Annotated in this window: 1 pseudogene; it reads right to left on the reverse strand. The window is 44.2% G+C overall.

Features of this window, described 5'->3' with window-relative positions:
- Positions 1-1,589: pseudogene (locus ACFIM1_RS08740) on the reverse strand (hypothetical protein); the annotation flags it as partial.

The following is a 1,589-nucleotide window of genomic DNA, read 5'->3' on the forward strand; positions in this document are numbered from 1 at the left end:
GGGTAATATATCCCCTGCTTGATACCCCGATAACGGATGATCTATTATAACACCAACATCCGCACAAAGCGTATGAAACCCTCCTATCTTTCGAGAATTCGTCGCTGTGTAACCTGTAGGATAAGTCGAGTTTAAGGACACAACAAATTGCGCAGTATTCTCATTCGAAGTCACTAAATAAATGTAATAATCATTGCCCCCTGTAAGAGATCGAGTTATGGGGACGAGTGTATCTTCCATGTAACTCATCACAAACAGATCATTCCCTTTCTTCAAAGAAATATGCGTTCCTTTTTTCAACGTAAGTTGTTTTTTTCCTGTAGCAACGAGAAACGGACTCGAGAGCGAAATAACATTCCAAGTTAAATGTTTCATCAAAGGAGAACTGCTTATATTCGTGCTACTTTGTGCTTTTAAAGCTTCCTGTTTTGCCTCTTCTGCTAGCGTCTTTGCCTGAAAGGCTACTGTATTCGCAGAAGTCGTTGTGGATAGAGAACTCTTGATACTGCCAAGCTCTTGCTTCGTCGTATCGGCTGTTTTTTTGGCTTCTTCTGCTGTCCTTTTCGCTCTATCGGCTGTTTCCTTGGCTTCTCTTGCTTCACTCTTAGCTGCATAGGCTTGTGAATCTGCTGACTCGGCTTTTTTCTTGGCTTCTTCTGAATACATCCGCGCTAAACTTACGGGAGCTTTAAAATTATCAACCACTTGATTGATATCTATAACACGACTATTCGCTCCATAAGCAACGCTTTGCGCTTTTTCTGCTATTGATCGCGCTTGTCCTGCATCATGTTTGGCATAATCAGCTGTATCCTTAGCTTCTTTTGCTATTTTTTGCGATTCATCTGCTGCAGCTTCTAAAGACGCGGCTTTTTTACCAGCTGTTTCTGCTGCCTTCTTTGCCTCTTCTGCTGTATATTTTGCACTATTCGCTATATCCTTCGCTTTGCCTACTTCATCCTTCGCTTCATAGGCTCTGCTACTTGCTGCTTCTGCTATTTTCTTGGCTTCTTCCCCTGCTCTCTGTGCTAAACTTGCTGTGACTTTCGCTTCATCGGCTTCTTGCTTTGCATCACTTGCTTTGCTTGAAGCTTGATAGGCTATAGTCTCTGAAGATTGGGACTTACTACGCGCTTGTTCCGCATCATGTTTAGCAAAACCGGCTGTATCCTTGGCTTCCTTCGCTATCTTTTGGGCGTCTTCTGCAACTGTCTCTACGCTTTGTGATTTTTTCTCAGCTGACGCCGCCACTTTCTTGGCATCATCTGCTACAGACTTCGCACGATCTGCTACTTGTTTTATATCATCTAAAGCACTTTTAGTTTCTTGTGCAATCTTCTCGGCGGTTTCCGCTTTACTCTTCGCCTCTTGCGCTATAGCCTTAATCGCCTCTGCACCCACTTGACCTGCTGACTCTCCTGAACGCACCGCTGTCTCTGCTGCTGCTTTGGCTTCATTAGCTATTCGCGTTGCTTCTGATGCTTCTTGTTGCGCTTGCTCCGCTTTTGCCGTTGCACTATCTGCTGTACTTTTTGCTTCTAAGGCTACCGATTTGGCATTACTTGCCTCCTCTTTCGCTTCTTCTGAGA

This window comes from Bartonella sp. AC158YNML (assembly GCF_042196725.1).
GTDB lineage: Bacteria > Pseudomonadota > Alphaproteobacteria > Rhizobiales > Rhizobiaceae > Bartonella.